General features: G+C 35.3%; 12 protein-coding genes, 3 pseudogenes and 1 riboswitch. Of the genes and pseudogenes, 4 read left to right on the top strand and 11 right to left on the bottom strand.

Features of this window, described 5'->3' with window-relative positions; genetic code table 11:
• Positions 1-248: 248 nt before the first annotated feature.
• A pseudogene (gene istA / locus NSQ18_RS09610) lies at positions 249-1,767 on the top strand (IS21 family transposase).
• Complete coding sequence (gene istB, locus NSQ18_RS09605; RefSeq protein WP_013399917.1) at positions 1,755-2,474, top strand: IS21-like element helper ATPase IstB; 720 nt, start codon at positions 1,755-1,757, stop codon at positions 2,472-2,474. Before istA ends, istB begins: the two are co-directional and overlap by 13 nt.
• Here istB and NSQ18_RS09600 read toward each other — a convergent pair.
• The 6 genes from NSQ18_RS09600 to NSQ18_RS09575 all read right to left on the bottom strand — a co-directional run bounded on the left by NSQ18_RS09600 (position 2,457) and on the right by NSQ18_RS09575 (position 12,320).
• Positions 2,457-3,299, bottom strand: a complete 843-nt coding sequence (locus tag NSQ18_RS09600; RefSeq protein ID WP_339287861.1) for a transposase — start codon at positions 3,297-3,299, stop codon at positions 2,457-2,459. The two genes, istB and NSQ18_RS09600, sit on opposite strands and share 18 nt — an antisense overlap.
• Positions 3,300-3,619: 320 nt before the next feature.
• Positions 3,620-4,315 (bottom strand): ECF transporter S component, encoded by a 696-nt coding sequence (locus NSQ18_RS09595; protein ID WP_339287860.1) that lies wholly within the window; start codon positions 4,313-4,315, stop codon positions 3,620-3,622.
• Complete coding sequence (locus NSQ18_RS09590; protein WP_339287859.1) at positions 4,285-5,967, bottom strand: energy-coupling factor transporter ATPase; 1,683 nt, start codon at positions 5,965-5,967, stop codon at positions 4,285-4,287. Before NSQ18_RS09590 ends, NSQ18_RS09595 begins: the two co-directional genes overlap by 31 nt.
• Positions 5,940-6,797 carry an energy-coupling factor transporter transmembrane component T gene (locus NSQ18_RS09585; protein ID WP_339287857.1) on the bottom strand — a complete coding sequence of 286 codons (858 nt, stop codon included), beginning with the start codon at positions 6,795-6,797 and terminating at the stop codon, positions 5,940-5,942. Before NSQ18_RS09585 ends, NSQ18_RS09590 begins: the two co-directional genes overlap by 28 nt.
• Before the next feature lie 53 nt (positions 6,798-6,850).
• Positions 6,851-7,654 carry a DUF4430 domain-containing protein gene (locus tag NSQ18_RS09580; protein WP_339287855.1) on the bottom strand — a complete coding sequence of 268 codons (804 nt, stop codon included), beginning with the start codon at positions 7,652-7,654 and terminating at the stop codon, positions 6,851-6,853.
• Positions 7,655-7,718: 64 nt separating this feature from the next.
• Complete coding sequence (locus tag NSQ18_RS09575; RefSeq protein ID WP_339287854.1) at positions 7,719-12,320, bottom strand: DUF4430 domain-containing protein; 4,602 nt, start codon at positions 12,318-12,320, stop codon at positions 7,719-7,721.
• 274 nt (positions 12,321-12,594) lie between these two features.
• A riboswitch (cobalamin riboswitch) is annotated at positions 12,595-12,789 on the bottom strand.
• A gap of 255 nt (positions 12,790-13,044) precedes the next feature.
• Between NSQ18_RS09575 and NSQ18_RS09570 the strand changes: the two genes are divergently transcribed.
• Positions 13,045-14,004, top strand: a complete 960-nt coding sequence (locus NSQ18_RS09570; protein WP_339287852.1) for a zinc-binding dehydrogenase — start codon at positions 13,045-13,047, stop codon at positions 14,002-14,004.
• 629 nt (positions 14,005-14,633) lie between these two features.
• Here NSQ18_RS09570 and NSQ18_RS09565 read toward each other — a convergent pair.
• On the bottom strand, positions 14,634-14,882 hold the full coding sequence (locus NSQ18_RS09565) for a hypothetical protein (RefSeq protein WP_339287850.1): 249 nt from the start codon (positions 14,880-14,882) through the stop codon (positions 14,634-14,636).
• 271 nt (positions 14,883-15,153) lie between these two features.
• Between NSQ18_RS09565 and NSQ18_RS09560 the strand changes: the two genes are divergently transcribed.
• A complete protein-coding gene (locus NSQ18_RS09560) occupies positions 15,154-15,378 on the top strand; it encodes a hypothetical protein (RefSeq protein ID WP_339287848.1) in 225 nt (74 codons plus the stop codon).
• A 316-nt stretch (positions 15,379-15,694) separates the two neighbouring features.
• Here NSQ18_RS09560 and NSQ18_RS09555 read toward each other — a convergent pair whose 3' ends face one another.
• The 4 genes and pseudogenes from NSQ18_RS09555 to NSQ18_RS09540 all read right to left on the bottom strand — a co-directional run.
• Positions 15,695-16,018 carry a DUF4064 domain-containing protein gene (locus NSQ18_RS09555; RefSeq protein WP_168412305.1) on the bottom strand — a complete coding sequence of 108 codons (324 nt, stop codon included), beginning with the start codon at positions 16,016-16,018 and terminating at the stop codon, positions 15,695-15,697.
• Positions 16,019-16,778: 760 nt separating this feature from the next.
• Positions 16,779-16,922 (bottom strand): hypothetical protein, encoded by a 144-nt coding sequence (locus NSQ18_RS09550; protein WP_339287845.1) that lies wholly within the window; start codon positions 16,920-16,922, stop codon positions 16,779-16,781.
• Positions 16,923-17,398: 476 nt separating this feature from the next.
• Positions 17,399-17,899 (bottom strand): annotated as a pseudogene (locus NSQ18_RS09545) (transposase); the annotation flags it as partial.
• Positions 17,900-18,106: 207 nt separating this feature from the next.
• A pseudogene (locus NSQ18_RS09540) lies at positions 18,107-18,262 on the bottom strand (transposase); the annotation flags it as partial.
• Positions 18,263-18,363: the final 101 nt, after the last annotated feature.

Here is an 18,363-nt window from a genome sequence, read left to right as displayed (position 1 = left end):
ATAGGTTATTTAACTATCACACCATTAAATGCATTTAGTTAATAATTTCGCCTTTGTTTTTAGCTGTTTTTTCACGCCATTCTTGTCGTTCAGTAGTTGTCATTTTCGTGTTTATGGCAAACTAAAAATGTAACGTTTGGCAATTAATTTATGCAGGTCCTATAAAACAAAAAACCACTTGCCAACATTCCCCAAATACACTACCCTCCTAGTTGGACAAAACAGTTCAACGGGAGGTATTCAAGGAGATGTTAGCAGTGGCTGAAATTCATTATATCAGATATGAAGCAAACCAAAAAGGATGTTCCTATTCCGATATTGCCAAAAGAATGAATCGTGATCCAAGAACAGTGAAGAAGTATGCGGAAATGGAAGACTTCAATCCCTCAAAAGTTAAACAAACGAGAAAAGCGAAAGTGATGGATCCAGTGAAACCGATATTGGATCAATGGATTAAAGAGGACTTGACAAAGAAGAAAAAATATCGAAGAACTGCGAAACGAATGTATGAAATCTTAAAAGAAGAATATGGATTTACAGGTTCAGATCGTTCTGTTCGGCTCTATGTATCAAAAAGAAAACAAGAACTGCTCGAACAAAGTGAACCAGCTGCGTTACCTTTAGAATCGAAACCTGCAACGGCTCAAGTTGATTTTGGAGAAGCTCCTTTTCTCTATCAGGGGAAATATGTCGATTTTCCTTACCTGGTCGTTTCATTCCCTTACAGTAATGCGGCCTATGTGCAAGTCATGCCAGCTCAAAATCAAGAATCTTTCTTGGAAGGATTAAAACGAATCTTTCACTATATGGGAAGGGTTCCAAGGGTCATTCGTTTTGATAATCTCTCCCCTGCAGTAAAAACGATTTTGCCAAACGGAGAAAGAGAATTGACAGAGACATTTCAACGATTCGTTTTACATTATGGCTTTGAATGCGAGTTCTGCAACCCAGCCAGCGGAAATGAAAAAAGGGAATGTCGAATCAAAGGTGAAATATATTCGAAACAATTTCTTTTTACCTGAACAAACAATCTATCAACTAGAAAGTTTTAATGAATCTTTATGGGAAAAATGTGAGAAGGACTGGAATCGTCCGCATTATGAGAAGGAGCGACTCATCGCTGAATTATTTGAAGAAGAACAAGCGTTATTTCTTCAATTGCCAGCCAAAGAATTTGAATGTGTCCGATATGAGCAGGTCACGGCTGATAAGTACGGTTTCATCCATTTAGAAAACAATTTATATTCCACGTCTCCCCGTTTTGCCAAACAAAAGGTTTTGGCAAAGATCTCTTATCATGAGATTGCCATTTTAACAGAAGAGCATGAGCTGATTATCAAGCACGAGCGTTTATATGGCACAAAACAAAAATCAATGAAATGGCAACCATATCTTACGTTAATGGCCAAAAGGCCAAATGCATTAAAATATACGGATTTCTATGAAAAGATGCCGGAAGAATGGAAAAATTATTTTTCCAATTGTACCGTTCAAGAAAAGAAGGAAGCATTACAACTACTAGCTGTTTTACTAAAAGAACATGATTTCGAAGTTTCGACACAGGCTTTGAGGATTGCCTCCCAGTATGGTCATCCGAAAGTAGAATCGATTAAACAGGTATTTTATCAATTAATCAATGGAAGAGGTATACGAGAGCCAATTCAACCGAAAAAACACGTTCCAGATATGCCGGAAGCCATCCGAGGAGTAAGGCATTATGACCGCCTATTCGAATCCCAAGGAGATGTGGCATCATGGAACAAATGATTAAGGAATATGCCAAAAGACTAAAATTAAGCTGGATTCCAGCCAATTACCATACCATCCATGCGGAAACAAATGAGGAATTTTTACTGAAGCTGTTTGAACGAGAAGTGCAGCATCGAGATGAGAGAAGGATAAATTTACTACTAAAACAGGCGACATTGCCGAAAATTCCAAATAAACCTTATGATTGGCGGGAGATTCAACTAGCCCCAGGCATCACAAAAGATTATATTTTAGAAGGTGAGTTTACGAAAAATCAGGAAAACCTTATCTTCTATGGCGGAGTGGGAACCGGTAAAACATTCCTTTCCACTCTCATCGCCCTCAATTTGATGAAAAAACAAGGAAAAAGAGTGAAGTTCTATACGGCCGCCTCCATTGTCAATGCTTTATTGGAGGCCAATGAAAAAGGTGACCTTGGTAAATTTCTCAATCAAATCGAAAAGTTGGATCTCTTGATTCTTGATGAATTGGGCTATATTCCATTGCATAAACAGGGGGCAGAGTTATTATTTCAAGTTATTTCCATGTGTTATGAAACCAAAAGCATCATTGTGACAACCAATTTACCTTTTAGCCAATGGAATAATGTCTTTGGCGATCCCATTTTAACAGAGGCCGTCATTGATCGGCTGATTCATCATTCTCATTTAATCATCTTCAATGGTGAAAGTCACCGATACAAAGACTCAATCTCTCAACGTTAACCATGGAATTTGGCAAGTGTATGTATGCATTTTTAATTGCCATTTCATACATTTTCTACTTGCCAAAAACACTGAGGACATCAAACGAGTGATGATATATTGACTTTTCGTCGAAACAGCTAAATGGGCTTTATAACCAAACCAGAATGTATTTTTTCCTTTACTATTCTTTTTCACACCCCATTTTGGCTCAATCGGTACATCCTTCCAAAGGGTTTCTAATGGGATATCCAGCTGTTCTTTCAGTTCTTTTTCATAGGTTGATTGATTTCCTTTTTTCTCTACTTGTTCGGCTAACCAAACAGCTCGTTCAGCTTTCGTTTTACGACCACGTTTTTTAGGAGTTTTAGGTGCTTTCTTTTTTGATGGTGTGAAAGCATCACGAGCTTCAAAGTGACTCGCATCGATGGCGACATGTTCATCATGTAGAAAGCCTTCCAACATCGCTGTTTTGATGAGTGTATCGTTCATTTTATCTAGCACATCTGATTCACTAATGACTTGAATCATGCGTGAATAAGAGCTTTCAGATGGTACGACATCAGACACAAGGAATCCACAGTCGAAACGAAATAAAGGATCATGAACCAAACGTTTGACTAAATCCTTGATAGTTGGAATACGTTCGACAATACGTATAATCAGCGATTGAATCATTGCACCATCATTCAATTCACGTGGTGCACCTTTCAATGTCTTTTTAGAAAACAATTGAAATATAGGCTGAATGTCGATCACACTAAAAATGGCATCATAACGATGGGAACTTTCCATTTCTAATAATTGATGGATGTCAAAAAGAGAAATTTGTTTTACCATAGTCATAGGGTACTCACCTCTTTCGTATGGTTTGTTTGGTTATCTACCATTATAACGAAATTTGGGGAGGTACCCATTTTTTATCGTCTTGAATCCCTTGAAAATCAAGGGGTGAGAATTATGAAATTAACTCAATTGATTAAAAATTTTTTTATTATATAGATAAAACAACAATCATTCTCCTAAAATATGTAATAATAACCATTTTATTATATCGATATAAATAGATTTCTATTTTCTAATTTCCCCTCTTTTTTTTATAAATGTATGAAAAAATATCGCCCTTAGCTTCAAAAGCTAAAGGGCGATTTTTATCAAAACTATCACTATCTTTTTTCTTCTTTTAACATTCCATATTTCTTCTTTACTCTTAGTAAAATTCTTAACCAAATACTAGAAAATATAGTGATGAAAAAGACATTTGATAAAGCATGAGCTAAATCAAAATAAAAACTTGCCGAATATATTGTAACGAAGACTTTCCAATTGATTTCCGCATAAAATCCGAGAATCATCCATAAGTTCATTAACCACCCAAAAATAAATCCCCATACAAATCCAAATATATTTCTTCCTATTAAGCTTTTCATTAATACCGTATTTTTTAATAGCCCAGCAGTGAATCCCATCATTCCCCAACCGAACATTTGCCACGGCGTCCAAGGACCTTGACCTAAAAACATATTCGATACAATTGCCGCTAAGCTTCCCACTAAAAACCCTACTTCTGATCCAAACACTAACGCTGACATTATAATCACAAAAGATGTTGGTTGGACACTAGGCAAGGGTGCAAATGGAATGCGACTCACTGCGGCAATTGCTGCTAACATGGCAATTAGTACGATTTCTTCAGCTTTCAATTCTTTTCGTTCAAAGCGTAAAAAGAAAGGGAACATCGTTAATAAAATAATTATAAAACTAATTAATAAATATTGCTCTCGTAACAACAGTGCAACGACTAACATTACAATTATAAGAAGCAAACTAACTACATAGACTGTACGTTTAAATTTTCCCATTGATTTAATACATCCTCCAGAGAGATGGCGTTAGGTAAAATATGGTTCACTGTTCGATGAATATTTGTCGTGTAGAAATAATTATCCTTTAAGAAAGATTTTGTATCTTCAACAGACAATACTTCTCCATTAAATAACAATCCACATCTTGTCGCATATTGAGCAGCAAATTCTATATCATGACTAACCATTAAAATTGTTTTTCCTACTTCTCTTAAACGATTTAACGTATGTGCTAAATGAATTTTAGACAAAGGATCTAACCCTTTCGTTGGCTCATCTAATACTAAAACTTCAGGTTTCGTCATTAAAGATAGTACAATGACAACTTTTTGCTGTTGTCCACCACTAATATCAAAAGGATGCTTGTCCAAAATGCTCTCCAATTCAAATAGCTGAATGTATTCATCTAACTGATAACTAGATACCTCTTTTACTCTTTCAAACCGTTCTTGTAATTGTTCTCTTACCGTTTCTTTTGTAAAATAGATTGCTGGATTTTGCGCTACATAACCGATGTACTCACTTCGTTCCTTTGCTGACTCCTTTTTTAATAATTGACCTTTGTAATAAATCTTGCCTTTCTGCTGTTTTAAGATTCCTACAATATTTTTTAATAAAGTTGATTTGCCAGATCCATTTCCACCGAAAAGGGCAAAAAATTCACCTTTTTGAATCGTTAAATTTAGTCCTTTTAAAATAAGTGGTGTTTGTTGATCATATTGAAAAAATATATCTTTGCATTCAAGGATCGTTTGTTCACTTCTCTTAATAGATTCAAACTTATTTACTTTACGAAATTCCATAGATTGTAGTTTCCCAAAACGATTTAACCACTGTTTCCCTTCCTTCACAGTAATGGGAATATCCTCTTCATCTCTTCCCATAAGACTTAAATATAATTTAGGAATGGTAGGAATATAGTGTATGAAAGTATTGTCATGTTTCCTCCAAATTTCTTTTAACACTTCTTGTGAACTACCGGAATATGCTATTTTACCTTCATTTAACATAACTACCTTCGTTGCAATTGGGAATAATTCTTCTAAACGATGTTCACTAATGATAACTGTTACAAATAATTCTTCATTAATCCTCAATAAAAGTTGTAAAAATTCCTTTGCTGCAATTGGATCTAGTTGAGCAGTAGGTTCATCTAAAAGTAGCACCCGTGGACGTAACGTCATAACAGCAGCTAAATTTACAATTTGCTTTTGACCACCAGAAAGCTCATGAACCGATAAATGAAGCCACTCTTCTATCCCAAAGAAATTAACGATTTCTCCTAACCTGCGTTGAATTTGTTCTGTTGTGTATCCTAAGTTTTCCATTCCAAAGGTCAATTCTTGCCAAACAGTATTCATAACAATTTGATTATCAGGATCTTGAAAAACCATTGCAATTTCTTCTACGGATGTAACCGAATCTACTTCATCTAGTGGAATGTTTCTGTAATAAACGATTCCTTCCTTTTCACCCTCTGGTTGCACTTCTTTTTTTAATAGTTTTAATAATGTAGATTTTCCCGATCCAGAAGGTCCGCAAAGTAAAACAAATTCCCCCTCTTCAATTTCGAGATGAATACGTTCTAATACGTTTTTTGATATATCTGGATATGCAAAACTTACATTTTGGATTTGATAATGAACCACTCAATCCTCTCCTTTGCAATGAGAAATAGCGGGATTAATGAACAAATGAAAAAACAAAGGAAATGAAAAATCATAAACGTTGTAAGTTCAACCTTTTGTATTTGAGGATAAACTTCGTATCTGCCAATTCCCAACAATCCACTAATCAGAACAAACAATCCTACAACAAACAAAACCCCCATAATGAGAGCATCCTTTTTACCCATCTTATAGTGAATGGCACTACTCCTTTTTCCGACACCATAACCTCTTGCTCTCATAGAACTTGCTGTTTCCAATGCTTCTTCTAAAGACCAAGTGACTAGTGTATGTAATGTTTCCATACCTTGTTTCATTTTTATCCTTTTTTTATCCTTTTGTTGAAAAGAGCCATGAATCTTTTGTAATGATATAATTTCTACTAATCTTCTTTTTAATAAGGGAATGAATCGTAGAATAATTGTCATGATAAAAGCTGTTTTTGGTAATACAGAACCGAAAATATATAAAAACTTATCTGGAGTAATAACTAAATGATAAGCAGTAAATAAAAATAGAATCGTTAATAACGAAATCGCAAGTTGAACACCGTAGACAATCGATTCAAGGGTTACTGGTTGGTCCATTATATAAAATAAAATGGTTGCACCTCTTCTTGAGAAAAGGGGATTTAAAACGGTTATAACAACGGCTATGAATAAATAACCTTTGATTCCCTTATTTAACACCTTACCTCCATCCAATGACCAGTTTAGTAAAATGGAAATAATGAAAAGCGTATACAAATAGATTGGATGGTTAAATATCATGCTAGCTACGATTGATCCGATAAAATATAAAAAACTTGGCACTGGGTGTATTTTTGAAAATCCGTTTTCCATCATACTCACTTCCAATTATGTGTTTATCTACTTGCTCCTAAATCTCGACCTAAATCTTCTGTATAGAGCCATCGTATATCATCACCAGGATTCACTTGAAATACCCCAGCACTAACATTTGGAAATACGCCATTTACACTATACATCCAGCCACTTTCAGGTCCTCTATCGAATTCATATATATTATGAATTCCTTCCACATAAGCAGTTGCGTTTAATCCTCTATATTCCATATGAATACGTCTTTCTTTTGTCGCTCGTTGTAAAATTTCAAGTATCGTTTTGGAATCATTAATCTCTATAGTAGTTGTATTTAAAATCGTTCCTACATCTTTAGGTCCAACAATTGTAATTCGAACAGTATACTTTGGCTTTTCTTGCGCAATTGTTTCTCCTTGTACTTCTGTATTTAAACTAGTTGTCGTTTTACTGTCGTCATTCTTTTTACTATTACTCTGCTCAACTTCTTTTGAAATTTTGGGAAGTTCTTGCTTCTGTTTAACATGATTCTCTTGATTCTCATTTTTGTTATCCGTTTGCACTTCTTCTTTGATTTCCGTTTTTATATCTTCTGTCTTTTTTTCTTTTACTTCCTTTTGTACAGATGGTTGTTGTTCTGTTTGAGACGTTTCAAGTACCTCATCTTCCGCAATTATATTCTCGTTATCTTCATTCTCTTGTACATGTAAAACATCTATATCTTCAGTAGCGATTAATGCTTCTTTATTCGAATGATTAATAAATTGGTTTAAACCGATAATAGAAAAAATTCCAATGGCAATCAGTACAGCAAATAATAACAGCTTATTAGAAAACCTTTTTTTCATTTCATTCCTCCACAAATGAAAACGAGGGAAAGAAGGAAGTATCTTCTTTCCCAAATTTTCATCATTAATTATTTGTTAACTTCATTGCACGTGATAAAAATACTACGAATTGAACACGCGTCACTGGAGCATGTGGATCAAATTCACCGTTCGCTCTTCCTGTAGTAATTCCATTTTGATATAAAATTTCTACACTTTTACGATGGGTTTCGGATACTTGATCTAAATCTGTTAAATTCACTTGTACATCTTTTGGTTGTAGATCAAATGCGCGTACTAAAACGGACGCCATTTGCTCACGAGTTAACGTATCTAAAGCTCCAAATGTTTTTCCATCGTTTTTCCCATTAAATATTCCCGCTGCTTTAGTCGCATTTGCAGCATCAAAGTAAGGACTATTCGGAGTCACATCGTCGAAGTTATGTGTTGTTGTTGAAACTTCTAATTGAAGAGCTCTCATAAATAAGTTAGCTGCTTGTCCACGATTAATACTTTGATTTGGTCTAAATGTTCCATCTGGATATCCATTAATGACACCAGCTTCAACTAATTGATAAATTTCATCTTTACCAAAACTATTGTCTGTAACATCTAAGAATGTAACTTTATTCGTCTCTAAATTCTTGTCGCTCATATCAAAAAGATTGTTTTTACTTTCGATAAAACGTTGATAAGCTGTAAATGCCATTAATCCTTGTTGTGTTGCCATATAATTACTTGGCTCTTTCCGAACGTGTGAAATCCCACCATCTTCATTAACAAATGAATTAAGAGCTGAAAGTAAATCTCCTTTTTTCTTCACAAAACGAGAATCATCTAAATCGATTCCTAGACTAGTTAATGCAATAATAACTTGGGAAATCGTTTCACTATTTTCCACTCCATATACTTTGAATCCACCATTATCAATTTGTTGTTTTGAAAGCCAAGAAACTGCTTTATCAATGACAACTTTCACTTTTGGATTATCTTGATAATTGGCTAATGCTTGGAGAGCCATTGCTGTAACATCCACATCACTCGGACCATTTGACGCTTTACTTAGCGGGAAGCCACCGTCCGCATTTTGTTGTTCGATTACCCAATTGACTAGCTTTTCTCTCGTCCAAAGAGCATCTGCAGGAACTTCATAATTTTTCGCATCCAACACAATCAATGCAAAGATTGCTCCATTTGTTCCTTGGTTCGTCATTCGCTCATTTTGATAAATTTTTTCAATAAAATCATATCCAGCGATATTGCGAGGGTCTTTTCCTAACGCTAATACTGCTAACGCCATTCTTTCATAATCTGTGATAAGTCTAAATGCTCCGTTCTTTTCTTTAACATAAGATTCAAGTGTGGTGTAATAGACAGTCGGAACATTCTTTCCAGCTCTTTGTAATGCTAGGGCGCTCCAATCATTAAACTCATCATGTACTGTGAAATCTACATTTTTCAATATCCAGTTGGCTGATTTATTAATACTCTCTTCTAGCGCAGCTATTGCAACATTCGATTCACCGTTATTTTTCGGTTTAGCGGAGCCACCACCGCCACCACCACCAGATTTTCCTTTATTCTCTTCAGTAGGATTTGGAACATATTTATCGCCAATATCTTCCCCTAAATTTGTTGTGTATTGGAATCGTATATTGTCTCCGTCTTTAACACGATATTCTCCTACACTTTTATTTGGGAATTTTCCATTGACAGAATACATCCAACCACTTAAAGGTCCCTTATCAAATTCCATTAATCCGTTAATTCCTTGGATATAAAGACTCGATCCAGAACCTGTATAGTCAATATCGATTCCTTTTTCATCTGCTATTTGTTTTAAAACATCAAATACGGTATCACCATCATGGAATGTAACTTTTGTTTTGGAGAGAATATCTCTTTCACCAATCGATCTTTTTTCAATGGAAATATAGACCGTTTTATTTTTAGTTGATGGACCACCTGAACCTCCTGATCCGCTACCCGAACCATTATTTTGTTGTTCATCCTCTGGTTGTTCCTTTACAACAGCTTGATAAGCTAAAAATTCTGTAAAGTGTTTTGTTTCAACGATTAAGTCTGACTCTTTTGCGTAAGCATATACTTCTGGTTGAGGTTGTATATGTTCATTTACTTTTTGAATAGGTGTAAATACCCCAGATTGATCAATAAAACCGGCTTCTTTATCACCAAGACCTTTAAATATTAAAGTGACATGTTGATTAAAATCGATTCGTATATTTCCGCCGACTTTAATATGGGCAGTAATTTCTTTTACTTCCTTACCTTCCAGTTTTGAATTGATTTTTTTATATGTTTCAGTAATATTCGTTACGATATTACTTGGTATTTCTAACGATTTATTCCAATCGTCAGTTACCACTTTAGTCCCTGGTGGAATAAATAGTATTACATTTCCACGATTGGCTTCTAATTTTGGTAAATCATTTGTATCAAAGTTTAAAGTAACGACGTTTGTTGGTTTTTCACCGTTAGAGATAATCTTTATTTCTTGCTCATTTGCTCCGACTTTAATCGTTTTGTTTTCTGAATCACTAATTTCTTGAACGACATCAATCGCTATTGTGTTACTAGAATATTCTCCTTCAATCCCACCAGGTAAAGCTTGTATAGAAATTGTGCCACCATTTGCTTTCCCATTAAATTGTAGCTCTACTTTTTGATTATCAATTCTCACAATTGATTGTAATTGTAAGGCGGTATTTCCAGTATCAACATTCCAGTAATCATTGTTTTGTGCGTTTTCAGTAAATCGATCTCCTTTTAAAGAGATAGTTATAGAAGGATTGTCAATTTGATATTCAATGAATGAGACAGTTGAAATGTCTGCCCAACGACCATAATAAAATTGAATCGAATCTCCGTCTTTTACTTTATAGTCACTTGCTCCCACTTGGACTTCTTCGCCATTGACTTTGTACATCCAGCCATCCCAGCCACCAAGACTTCCAGCTTCTAATCCATCAATCGAATTTACATAGGGGCCAAAACTTGAATGAACAATTTCGTATGGGATATCACTTCCTAATCCTTCTTTAAGAACATCTAATGCCGTTATTTGACCGTCAATAATATCAACTAATTTTTCTTGAACAATTTGTTCATCAATACCATCTACAGTTAATGAAGCTGTAGCAATATATTCATCTTCGAGGTCATTACCTAAATCTGTCGTATATTGGTAACGTATAAAATCTCCATTTTGAACTGTAAAAATACCTGAACTTACACTAGGAGTTTCATTATTTACAGCATATATCCAGCCGCTTAATGGACCATAATCAAACTCCCATAGTCCATCGATTCCTTGAATATAAATTGATTCATTGGAACCTGTATAGTATAAGTCAATTCCTCTTTCATTTGTCACTCGTTGTAAAATAGAAAATGCTGTATCTCCATCTTGTAACGTCACTTTTGTTTTCGGTAAAATATTACCTTCACCAATTGCTCTCTTTTCAATAGAAATATAGACTACTTGTTCGTCTGGATTAGTAGAGTCATTGCCCGAACCATCCTCTTCCTTATCGTCTGATGGTTGTTCTGAATGATTTTCTTCTTTTGTCCATTCATCTGCAAACCTATGCCAAGTTGATTGATTGTTTTGTATATCTAGTAAAGAAATCAGCGCTTGTTCTGTTGCTGCACCATTCGTATTTGTATCATCTGGCTTCCATTTAAAAGATCCATTTTCTAACTGAAAACGTTCATAAGTATCAATGATTGTTTGATCTTTAATCCATTCATTTGCAGATAAATCTTCACCTACAGCAACTAAACCAGAAACAGCGGCAGCTAAACTATTCGCATTATCACCGCTACCCCAATCCCCATCTGAAATAAACCCGCCATTGTCAAGCTGCTTTTGTTTTAATATAGCTTTTGCTCTTTCAATCGTCGCTTGCACAGCAGTGTCATTTTGATATAAACCAAGGGTAAGAATTACCATTCCAGTTATATCCGTATCAGGATAATCCCCAAAAAGAGCAAAGCCTCCGCCACTAATTTCTTGATTCAATAAAAATTCCAGTGCTTTTTGTTCTTTTGCATCATCCCATGAATAATGCCCTAGTTCTTTCCCAGTTTTTAAAGCAAGCATTGCAAATAAGTGTTTATTAATTCCACCTATTGAGCCATTTTCAATTTGCTGTGAAGCTAAATCTTCGTACAAATTCGTATTTGTTTCCCATGCTTTTGAAGGGTCTTTCCCCGCTGCTAAAAGTCCGAAAATGTATTGTATTTGTTCAGTTCCATAACTATTAGCTTTATAATTACTAGGTTGTTTTGTAATCCATTCAGGTAATTCCCATTGACTTAAATCTTCTCCAGCACCCCATAGTGCTACAAGTTCTTGCCAACTAGTTAACTTGTTCTTCGATAGGTAATAATCAATGGTTTTTTCTATCAATTGGGATAGTTTTTCCTCTTGGGAAATAGACATAGTTGTAAACAGTTGTTGATTAAAGTTTTCAATTGTTACCGTATCAGGTGATGAAAGTTGTGCATTACTATCCTGTTCTTCTGGTAGAAATGCTTCATTCGTTTCTCCTTCAGTCGTATTTGCAGAAACCATTGCAATCGAAGGACTGCATAACGACAAAATTAAAATAAAACTTAGTAATATAGCAAAAACTTTATCCACTAGTTTTTTAGGTCGATACATTTTTTAACCTCCTAATTTGTATGTTTTAAGTTAATATTGATTTTTTTTGCGCAATAGTTGATCATAAGATTTTATTAAACTTTCAATATACTTACATCACTCCCCATGCTCAAATTAAAGTTATAAATCTATCCAATTAGCCTACGAGACAAATAAAAAACACCCCGCTCATTTGCAGGGTGTTGTGTAGTCAGAAATTATTACAATAAATAAAGTGATACAAGTATAAAAATATACTTGCTTCCTGTGCCACACTCCACCTGTTCTCGCAGGCTTAAGGAGCTTTAAAAATGGTAGGTCTCCTGGCTTATGAATCATAGATCCCTTGCGTCTTCCCATTTCAATTGAAACAGTGACTTTATGCAAGTTCTCTCCTCATTTACAGTGGCGGAACCGCGCCGGATTTTCACCGGTCTTCCCTTTTAAGCTGAAACAATAACATTTCAGCACCATTTTCATACAATGTAGACGATATTTAACTTTAAAACATATCATATCTATTATCCAAGAATTTGTCTATATTCTTTTATACCTACTACTCTCAAGATTAAAAAAACTCACTGATTTTTTTACAACAAAAGATATTTTTATAGTAGTTCAATAGAACGTAATTCATGTTCTTTGAATTGTTAAATAGTTTTCAATATTTAGATACAATTCAACTTATACAGTATTTTACTTTTAAAGTATAATAATACTGTAAACTAATATTGGAGGCGATAACATGAGAGGTTGGTTATTCTCAGGTACAAATAAACCACTAGAATTAATTGAAAAAGAAGATCCGAAAGCGATTCCTGGTCATGTTGTGATTGATGTAAAAGCTGCAGGGCTTTGTCACTCAGACGTTGCTGCTCTACAAGATCCAGGTTGGATGCCTCTTTTCCCGAATGGTCCTGTTATTATGGGTCACGAGTTTGCAGGAGTTGTTATTGAAGTTGGTGAAGGTGTCGAAAATGTAAAAGTGGGAGACCGCGTCGGCGTAAACCCAATGAATAGAGAGACAAAAGTTACTGCAGGGTATAACTATGACGGTGGTTATGCAGAAAAAGTACGTGTTCCTGCTGACCAGTGTGTTATTATCCCTGATAATGTATCCTTTGTCGCAGGTGCTGCTTCAACAGATGCTGGAATTACATCTTATCGTGCAATTTTCAATATTGGACAAGCTAAAGAAGGTACGAAGTTAGGTATTATCGGTGTTGGTGGACTTGGCCAATTCGGTTTACAAATGGCGTTAATTAAAGGCTGTGAAGTGTACGCTACTGACGTATCTGCAGAAGCAAGAGAACTAGCAAAAGAACTAGGGGCTCACAAAGTATATGATTCAATTCTTGATATGAAAGAAGCTGAATGTGACGTTATCGTTGACTTTGCTGGTTTCGGTCAAACTACTGCCGATGCAATTGAAGCTGTAAAACGCGAAGGAACAGTAGTTATTGTTGGTATGGGTAAACTAGAATCCAACATTAATACTTACCTTATGATTACAAAAGAAGTTAAACTTTTAGGAAGTAATGGTGGATCAGTAGAAGACTTACAAGGTGTATATGACATTTTCTCTACTGGAAAAATGAATCCAACTCTTACTACAATTCCATTCGAAGAAATTGATAAAGGCTTAGAAAAACTGAAAAACCATGAAGTTAAAGGTCGCTTAGTCGCTGTTTTTGACGAAGAGTAAAATAAAAAATAGAACAGTACAAAAAGACAAAATTATCGCTAATCAAATTGATTGAGCGATAATTTTTTTGATTTTCGTTACGGCGGTCTGCCTTAAAGCGAAATTTCAATATTTTCCGAGCAAATTTACTCTAAAAATAGAAATAACATACTTTTCGCCCTTCTACTAAAATGTCTTCGACTAATAAAATAAAAACCCCTCCTAAATTTACCGGAGAGGATAGTATCTATCAGACCATAACCATACCAAAAAAACTATATCTTCTATTGCCCATGGCCATAAGCCAAAAAACAAAAAATAAGCACACTCTCTCTGGCAACAGAATCTACAGCAAAGTATAGTTATCGAAAGCTATCTACAGAAGTCAGTACTATCCACTCACTGGTAAAAAATGCATGATTGTTAAGCCGTTTTCCAACGACTTTCTCAAAACTTCATTACATTTTCCTTCCTAGTTAAGTGAATTAGTTGTACATTTTCTGCAGATACCTTACCTTTCTTAAATTTTTTTATTAGGCTCTTCATTAGCCTATAGCCTATTGACTGCAATTATAATAAATATTTAACTTTTCTGTCAAGTTTCAATGTAACATAGGTTATTTAACTATCACACCATTAAATGCATTTAGTTAATAATCTTTTGCTTCTTCTTTTGTAAATCCATAAGAAAAGCGTTCTTCTTTGTTTTCATCATTTAAAATTGATAATACATGATTTCTATTTATATCAAATCCAAGGGTTTTCCTTAATTTAATGTTTTTCTCCAATTCCATTTGAGTCGGATTTCTATTAATCTCGGAAGCCATTACAAAAGATGTACTAGTGAAAAAAAGAAAAAAAGTAACAAAAAATACTAGTAAATGATTAATTAATCTCATCTCAAATACCTCCCTTTTTTTACCTAAGTGGTATAATATTGGTATATAGAAATCAACAAAAAATTTGAAAATAGGGTGATTAAATGAAAAAAAATTTTATTTAATTATCATTATATTTTTTATTTTATTTTCTAGTAAGCTTCTTCATAAGGAATATGTATATTTAGGTGAAGAGAATGGGGTTTTAGTTGAAGTAAAAATTAATAATTATTTACTATTTATCACCACATTTCAAACAAGAATTTATAATCAAACCGATGATGAAATTAGGGTGGCTAAGCCTATCACAAAATTATATATTAGTTCTGGAATTAACGTACCGAGCGGAATACAAAATGATGTAATTAGATATGTGACAGTGAAACCAAATAGTAAAATAAATGGAAAAATCCATTTGAAGCTGATTTATCCGAAAAATAGACATTTTGCAACAAGTGTTAGTTATCAAATAAATAGTGAAGGATATACAATTCATATTGCTGATAAAATAAAATAATCAAGTGATGGAACTTTTCAGACACACCTTTCAAAAAGAAAGATCTTGGAGGAAGTGAAACATAAGAAAAGCATCTACCCGATTACAATGTAGATGCCTATTTTTTATTACGTCAAATAAAAATATTAATTACTATTCTTAATAAACGTTGCTACTATAATCTAATAATAGAATAATGCCATTTGCACATCCGAAAATAAAGTTCATTTTTCTATCATTATTTAAGTTTAATTTAAAAGTTTCCACTGTTGTTGGATATCCTTTTCCTAACAATATCTTTTCGAATATGGCCTTTAAAACGAAATAGCGCTTCCCTTTATTCTTCAAGGAAAGAGCCATTTTCATCAACTTTTATTATTGGTTCATCTTGATTTGGTTGGCGGACTAAACACACAGTACCAGCGATTAATAATAAAATACCTTGAATCGAAATAAATCCGGAAATCACACCAGAAATAATAAAGAGAATTCCAGCCAGTTTGCTGTTACTCTTTAATTTAACGAGGGCAATAATCGTAAGAACAATTGCAATAATTGTTAGTATCCCAATAAACCAACTGAATCCACTAAACCATGCCAAGAAATCATTTGCAAACTGAAGATAGATCCGCTTCAGTAAAACCGGTTGAATATAACGCATCTTCTAATTCTCTTTCAAACATTGGATCATCTGCAATCCCATTTAAAAAAATAACATAAAAAAAATCGGAACTGCCGATAAAATGTTAATTATCAGCCCGATAATCCCTAATAATTTTTCTACAGTTCTATTCATATTTATTCCTCCATTAATATACTGATTGAAAAGGTATGGTGCAGTTGATTGAATTGTAGTCAAGTTTTGTCATTTCTTTATTAATATGACGTATTCAGTATAGGTAACAATTATGAAGAGAAAGGAAGAGAGGATCTGAAGATTTTCTTAGGAATTTTTTAAGGCAAGATAAGGAATCTCATTTTGCCTTATTTTTTTACTTTAAAATCATCTGAAATACACACTCAACGTGATGCATTTCTTTTTCAAAAATCATTTCCATCATTAGTGGGAGAAAGATGTAAAAATTTAAACCAGTACTTTCTTAAACATCACCTCTTATTTATATCTATTTATTGATAATGTTACATTATTTAGGATTAAATGTAAAAAATTTGATTATCTTCTATAATTAGTTTTTTATTTACGGAATTATTATAATAATCGGTTTTGTAATTCCAGACTGTGACAGATTGCTTCTTTTGGGAAACCTTTATTTTCCGACGGAGCATTGTATGCCAATGACATGATGACAGAACAAGAACACGGCTGGTACATAACTGGCTTCAAGAATCGAGTAGGAGGGAGCGATTAACTCCCGTCCTCTCACACCACCGTACGTACGGTTCCGTATACGGCGGTTCAATTAAGATAATTGACGCAAGTTTTCATAACTTCCGTGAATAGATGTTCTCTTTATGCCAGTGGTCACTCCACCCTCCAAGAGGACCCCCACGGGATTCACCGCTTCCTTCCTCAAGTGAGGTACTACGTTTTCTGTGTTCATCATGACTCCCTGAATGCCAAGGGCTATTCTCTCTTAATTGTTCAGTCCTTCTTAGTAGTTCTAAACCAACTAATACTATGACCTCTGCTGACTTCTGACGGTTCAGCTACCTATCGCTAAGTAGGTTATGAAAAGTACTTCACGTATCCGTCAGACCTTCCTGGGTAAGAATGTAATCTTTCCTTCCATCTATCTGCTTCATTTACTTTGTACCACCTTTGGCAGAAAGGACTTTGTTTTGTTTAGCAAACTCATCCAATGATACCTAGCCTTATATGAAGTTCGTGTTCCTCAGACCGGAAGTTTGCCGCGCGCTTCCTTCAGATTCCGCGTCACCACGGACACCCTTGCGTTAAGCTAACTGTTACTTCTGCCTTCACAGTTCGGGACTTTCACCCTATAGATTACACCCATGCCAGGCGCACACACAACAAGCGATGGCAATCCTTTTTTACCATCGCTCATTGTTCCTTATGTGATTAGACGTAAATGCTTTCGTCCATTCCCAACTCTTGCAGAATCCTTCGCTGCTCGTAGGTGAGCGGTTTACCTAACGCGCGTTGGATTTGCCCATCCGGCAGCTCCAACAGGACGACTTTCACATACCAGAACAACTGAAAAATCGCCTGCCCGGTCGGACGGGTCAGCTTGCGGCCTCCTGCGCCCTTTAACGGGCGCTCCGGCGTAATAAACTGACGCACCCGGCGCTGGAAGACGCGGTAAATGGCCAATGCGAGGAGAAACAAATAGCCCAACACCGCCACTCGTTCCGGTTTTTTCACGTAAATCTCGTCCGTAAAGAACGGATCTTTCAGGAAGGAGAAGTTCATTTCCACCGAGATCTGCCCTTTATACAGCTTCAAGATTTCTTTCTCGTCCATTCGTCGGTCCTTCCATTCCTCCGGCACCGTCGTGACGAGAACAAACCGGGAGGCTTTCCGTCTCGCCTGTTCCCACGCGTCTTGGTCGAATTCCAGATCTTTAATGGCGGACAAATAGAGCTTTTGCCCATTAAAAATTAAATAAGTAATATCTGTAACCCACTTCTCGTTTGGCTTTGACGCGTGGAAATCTCGGTTTAGATGGTTGTCCGAAATCACATAAGGCTCTTTCTTTCCGTAATAAGGCCGTTTCTTCCGAATCACCGCCTGCATTCCCATCTCCCTCATCAGCCTTTGTACTCGTTTATGGTTGATATCCAGTTGGTATTTCCGTTTCAGCCAAACTTGAACTCTCCGATACCCATAGATTCCTTTCACTTCTTCATGGCACTCTTTGATTTTTCCTTTAGCTGCTCGTCTTCCAAGTGCTTCTGAGAAGGGTGTTCCTGTCGTTTTACCCATTTGTAATATCCGCTTCGAGACACGCCTGCAATCTCACATAATTGTTGAATAGAACCATAACACCCGGCCATTTCTTGAATGATCGCGAACTTCTTGTGGGC

The sequence above is a fragment of the Ureibacillus sp. FSL K6-0786 genome, assembly GCF_037965165.1.
GTDB lineage: Bacteria > Bacillota > Bacilli > Bacillales_A > Planococcaceae > Ureibacillus > Ureibacillus thermosphaericus.
Note: the sequence above shows the minus strand (reverse complement) of the source record. Positions and strands in the feature narration are given on the sequence as shown.